The sequence below is a fragment of the Frankia sp. AgKG'84/4 genome, from assembly GCF_023242965.2.
In the GTDB taxonomy this organism is placed as follows: Bacteria; Actinomycetota; Actinomycetes; order Frankiales; family Frankiaceae; genus Frankia.
Genome location: NZ_JALKFU020000432.1, coordinates 1 through 4,510, shown reverse-complemented (window position 1 = coordinate 4,510; position 4,510 = coordinate 1). Strand labels below are relative to the sequence as shown.

The following is a 4,510-nucleotide window of genomic DNA, read 5'->3' as shown; positions in this document are numbered from 1 at the left end:
GCCGTGGGCCTGACCGGCTGGGTGCGGCGCCGACCACCGGGCCGGCGCCGCTGGCTGGCCGCGGACGGCGCCGCGGCGGGACTGATCATCTCGGTGGAGGTGGCGGTCTGGGCACTGTCCGGTGGCGGGTTCTTCTGGCCGGTGTTCTCCGGCCTCGGCTGGAGCCTGCTGTTCGGTCTGCACGCGCTGTCGCTGCGGCAGTGGCCGCCCGGGCGGCGCCGCGAGCTGGCCCGGCGCGTCGAGACACTGGCCCGCACCCGTCGCGGCGCCCTGGACGACCAGGCGACGGAGCTGGCGCGGGTCGAGCGGGACCTGCACGACGGCGCGCAGGCCCGGTTGGTGTCTCTCGCGTTGAGCCTCGGTCTGGCCGAGAACCTGCTGGATCGCGACCCGGCGGCGGCGGCGAAGCTGCTCGGCGAGGCCCGGTCGTCCGCCGTGGGCGCCCTCGACGACCTGCGCACGGTCATGCACAGCATCCATCCGCCGGTTCTCGCCGACCGGGGCCTCGGCGCCGCCGTACGGGCGCTCGCGCTGGACCTCGCCGTACCGGTGACGGTGACGGGCGAGCCGCAGGACCAGCTCGCGCCGGCGGCCCAGTCGGCGGTCTACTTCGCGGTGGCCGAGTGCCTCGCCAACATCGTCAAGCACAGCCGGGCCGACGGCGTGTGGGTCGAGTTCCCGCCCGGCGCCGAGGGTGTCGCGGTCGTCGTCCGGGACGACGGCGCTGGCGGTGCCGGGCTGATTCCCGGGCGCGGCCTGGCGGGTGTGCGCGGACGGCTGGATGCCTTCGACGGCCAGCTCGGCGTCGAGAGCCCACCCGGCGGGCCGACGACCGTCACGATCAGCCTGCCCGCGGCGGAACGGGACAGGTAGTGGGGACGACGCGAAGGACGGGTGAGGCTGGATGAGCGGCCTGCGGGTGGTGCTCGCCGAGGATCACGCGCTGCTGCGCGACGGGCTGGTCCGGCTGTTCGAGGCGCACGGCTTCGACGTCCTGGCCGCCGTGGACAATGGGCCGCAGCTGCGACGCGAACTGCTGGCACTGCGCCCCGACGTCGCCGTGGTGGACATCCGGCTGCCGCCGACGCTCACCGACGAGGGGCTGCGCGCGGCGCTCGCCGCCCGCGAGCGGGTGCCGGGCCTGCCGGTGCTCGTCCTGTCCCAGTACGTCGAGCAGCTCTACGCCCGGGAACTGCTCGCCGACGGCCGGGGCGGGATCGGCTACCTGCTCAAGCACCGCGTCTCCGACGTCGACGAGTTCGTGGCGGCGGTGCGGCGGGTGGCGGCGGGCGGCACCGCCCTGGACCCGACGGTGGTGGCGAAGCTGCTGGCGAGCCGCCGCCCCGGCAACCCGCTGGACCGGCTCACCCCACGGGAGCGGGAGGTGCTGGCGCACATGGCCCAGGGCCGCTCCAACGCCGCCATCGGCACCGCCATGGTGATCACCGAGAAGGCGGTCGGCAAGCACACCAACAGCATCTTCGCCAAGCTCGGGCTGACGCCGTCCGAGGACGACAACCGCCGGGTGCTGGCCGTCCTCGCCTATCTCGAGGACTGACAGCTGGAGGCTGGCCGGTCCGGCAGGATAGGGCCATGATCGGGACTGCGCGACGGACGATCGCGATGCTCGGGGCGCTGGGCCTCGCGCTGCTCGCGGCACCGCTGGCTGCCGGGTGCGGACCCGCGTCCGCCACGTCGGCGACCGACATGACCCGCCCGGCGACGCCCACCGGCGCCGCATCATCACCGGCCGCGACGGCCTATCGCGTGACGACCCGCACCGAGCGGGGGACGCTGCGCCCCGGTGCCGACTACACGGTCACGGTCACGATCCCGGTGCTCGCCGGCCCGGACGAGAACGTGGTGCGCCGGGTGGACCAGGCCGTCGTCGCGTACGTGAACGAGGAGATGAACCAGACGGCCGAGGCGAACCTGACCCTGACCGCCGGGGCGCCGCATGTGGGCGCGGCGGTGCTGGCGCTGTCGTTCGGCGGGGACCGCTACCCGCCGGGCGCCGCCCACCCGACCGCACTCGCCGCCGGGCTCGTCTTCGACCTGCGGACCGGCGACCGCATCCGGATCGAGGACGTGTTCACCTCGACCGACGCGGGGCTGCGCCGGCTGGCGGCGATCGTCCGCCCGGAGCTGGACCGGCGGTTCCCGGGTGGGCCGACGGGCGGGGTCACCGATCCGGTGACGGCGAACTACCAGCAGTTCGTCGTGACGCCCCGCGGGCTGGTGGTGATCGTGACCGACCTGCCGTACGTGCTCGGGCCCCAGAGCGTCCTGGCCCCCTGGGAACGGCTACGCGACCTCGTCCGCCCGGATCTCGCCGCCGTTCTGAACTCCTGAACAGAGCGAGGCGCCGGGCGTGCCCCGGCGGCTCCTACAGGTCGGCCCACTGCGGCTCGTCGGCGATGAGGATCCGCTCGAGCAGGCGGGAGGTGTCGCCGTAGTTGCGCACCGCGTAGTGCACGGCCGCGCGGTTGTCCCAGAACGCCACCGACCCGGGCCGCCAGGTGAAGCGCACCTGGTTCTCCGGCTTGCGGTACTGGTCGTGCACCGCGGAGAGCAGGTCCCTGCTCTCCGCGCGGTCCAGGCCGATGATCGTCGGGCGCTGGGTGTAGTTCACCCAGGCGATCTTCTCGCCGGTCTCCCGGTGCGCCCGGACGACCGGGTGGGCGACGATCGGATAGTCGTGCCCGGCGGCGTGCAGCGCGGACCGGAAGTCGTGCGTCACGTGCAGCCCGTCGAGGCGTTCCTTCACCTCGTCGGACAGGCCCTGATACGCGAGCGCCGCGTCGACCCAGACCGTGTCGCCGCCGACCGCGGGCAGGTGCACGGCCCGCAGCACCGCGCCCCACGTCGGCACGAGCCGCCAGCTCGTGTCCGTGTGGTACGGGTCCCAGCTGTCGTCGCCGGGCTGGGGGGCGTGCGACTTCGCGACCTTCTTGAAGTCGTCGGAGGAGATGCGGTGGATCGCCGTGGGTCGGGGGTCTGCCTTCGGCGCGCCCGGGTGGCTGTAGAGCGGGCCGAACTCGCTGGCGAAGGCCTCGTGCCGCTCCTGGGTCAGGTCCTGGTCCCGGAAGAAGACGACCTTGTACCGGAGCACGGTGGCCCGGATCTCGTCCCGGACCGCCGGGGTCAACGGCTGGCTGATGTCGATGCCGCTGATCTCGGCGCCGATGGTGGGCTGCAGCGGCCGCACGGTGAGCTGCGACTGGACGGGGTTCTCCGCAACAGTGGTCACTGACTGTCCCTTCGGTGAGGTGTTCGGTGGGTGAGGTGTTCGGTGGGTGAGGTGTTCGGTGCGTGGGGCGAGGGTGGGTCGGGGTGAGCGGGACCACGTTCAGTAGTGGATCGGGCCCGGGGTGCCGCCGCCGGCGGCGATCGACTCGCCGGTCACGGCGACCGCGAGCGGCGAGGCGAGGAAGGTCACGACCGCGGCGACCTCGTCGGCGGTGACGGCCCGACCGAGGGAGATGCGCGCCGCGGCGGCCTGGAGCCATTCCTCGGGCAGGACGACCGTCCCGCCGTGCTCCTCGGTCCGGGTCAGGCCGGGATGCACCACGTTGACGGTCACGCCGTGCGGTCCCAGCTCATCCGCGAGGGTCTTGGTGAGCGCGGCCACGCCGACGTTGCGGATGGAGCCGGAGACCAGACCGACCTGGCGGGCCGCGAGGCCGCCGATGTTGATGATCCGACCCCAGCCCTGGGCGATGAAGTGCGGCGTGACCGCCTGCGCGGTGCGCAGGTAGCCGAGCACCTTGACGTTGAAGTCGGCGGCGGCGTCCGCGGTGGACAGGCCGGCCACGCCCCCGGCACCCCCGGCACCGCCGGGCCGCGCGGCGTTGTTGACCAGGATGTCCACCCCTCCCAGCTCGGCGACCGTGCTCTCGACCAGGGCCTGGACGGAGGCGTCGCTGCCGGTGTCGGCGACCACCGGGATGACCGTGGCCTCGGGCGCGGCGGACAGCTCGGCGGCGGCCGCCTTCAGTACCTCGGCGTCGCGGGCGGCGATGACGACCTGGACGCCCTCGGCGACCAGCGCCTGGGCGATCGCCCGCCCGATGCCGCGGCTGCCGCCGGTGACGATCGCCCGTCGGCCAGCAAGATGAAGATCCACGTGTGCTCCTGTGAGTTGATGACCCGGCGGCCCGCCATGCCACCCGTCACGATGGGCTCGCGACAGCGGTTCGCGTCGCGACGGCGGTGGGCGTCGCGACGGCGGTGGGCGTCGCGACGGTCCGCCGCGGCGCACGTTCACGATGCACGGCGCGGGGAGGGTGCTCTGTCCGTCAACCCGGCTGGCCAGCAGCGGGCGGCGGGACATGGGCTGACGGCGGGGGTCAGCCGCGGCACGTCAGCCGGATGGCGGCGGGGGGGCGCGGGGGGGGGGGGGCGGGGGCGGGGCCCCCCCCCCCCCCCCCCCCCGGGTCGACGCGGCCGAAGCAGGCCAGGATCGCTGGCATGGTCAGCATCTCCGAGCGTCCGGCGGAGGTCGCCGACC

5 protein-coding genes are annotated in these 4,510 nt (G+C 74.2%); 3 read left to right on the top strand and 2 right to left on the bottom strand.

Annotated features, from left to right (window positions below):
- The 3 genes from MXD58_RS20670 to MXD58_RS20660 all read left to right on the top strand — a co-directional run.
- A partial coding sequence (locus MXD58_RS20670) for a sensor histidine kinase (protein ID WP_250609756.1) occupies positions 1-873 on the top strand: 873 nt, incomplete at its 5' end.
- A gap of 31 nt (positions 874-904) precedes the next feature.
- Positions 905-1,558, top strand: coding sequence for a response regulator transcription factor (locus tag MXD58_RS20665; protein WP_248840623.1), 654 nt, complete (start codon positions 905-907; stop codon positions 1,556-1,558).
- 35 nt (positions 1,559-1,593) lie between these two features.
- Positions 1,594-2,352: an RsiV family protein gene (locus MXD58_RS20660; protein WP_248840622.1), complete on the top strand. Its 759-nt coding sequence runs from the start codon at positions 1,594-1,596 to the stop codon at positions 2,350-2,352.
- A 34-nt stretch (positions 2,353-2,386) separates the two neighbouring features.
- On the opposite strand, the gene MXD58_RS20655 is transcribed toward MXD58_RS20660, so the two are convergent.
- Together MXD58_RS20655 and MXD58_RS20650 are read right to left on the bottom strand one after the other, a co-directional pair.
- Positions 2,387-3,250, bottom strand: a complete 864-nt coding sequence (locus tag MXD58_RS20655) for a TauD/TfdA dioxygenase family protein (protein ID WP_248840621.1) — start codon at positions 3,248-3,250, stop codon at positions 2,387-2,389.
- 99 nt (positions 3,251-3,349) lie between these two features.
- A complete protein-coding gene (locus tag MXD58_RS20650) occupies positions 3,350-4,126 on the bottom strand; it encodes an SDR family NAD(P)-dependent oxidoreductase (protein WP_248840620.1) in 777 nt (258 codons plus the stop codon).
- Positions 4,127-4,510 lie beyond the last annotated feature (384 nt).

Excerpts from the sequence above, each read along its gene's own strand:
- MXD58_RS20665 (WP_248840623.1), top strand. The coding sequence starts at position 905 with ATGAGCGGCCTGCGGGTGGTGCTCGCCGAGGATCACGCGCTGCTGCGC.
- MXD58_RS20660 (WP_248840622.1), top strand. The coding sequence starts at position 1,594 with ATGATCGGGACTGCGCGACGGACGATCGCGATGCTCGGGGCGCTGGGC.